Here is a 371-nt window from a genome sequence, read left to right as displayed (position 1 = left end):
TCGCTGATCTATTCAGGGCTTGTTGAGGCTGTTGGCTCTAGTTGTGTGGGGCGATATTGTTTTGATGGGGCGCGTTACATGAGCGTTGATCACGAGTAGATCGACACTCTATTTCCTCGGACGCGTTGATAGAACCCATTAGTGGGGCCCGTCGGGACGACGATGAAAATCGGTCTTTGACGAAGACCCCAAATGGTGCTCCGAGAAATGACTCAGCTTCAGTGTACGGTTCAAAGAGCGGTTACGTTGTGGTCAATGACCGGGCTGGTGAAGTTGTTCAAGTTAGCGGCAAGAACGATCCAAGCTGGATTCCCGACAGTCGAATCAAATGGAACTGAGCTGCAATGAAAATTGATCTCCAACGACGCTAC

1 protein-coding gene is annotated in these 371 nt (G+C 50.1%); it reads left to right on the top strand.

The features are described 5' to 3' along the window. The first annotated feature begins 125 nt into the window (after nucleotides 1–125). A complete protein-coding gene (locus IMZ11_RS47050; protein ID WP_374463308.1) occupies nucleotides 126–338 on the top strand; it encodes a colicin E5-related ribonuclease in 213 nt (70 codons plus the stop codon). Nucleotides 339–371: the final 33 nt, after the last annotated feature.

Source organism: Microtetraspora sp. AC03309, assembly GCF_020826795.1.
Taxonomy (GTDB): Bacteria; Actinomycetota; Actinomycetes; order Streptosporangiales; family Streptosporangiaceae; genus Microtetraspora; species Microtetraspora glauca.
Note: the sequence above shows the minus strand (reverse complement) of the source record. Positions and strands in the feature narration are given on the sequence as shown.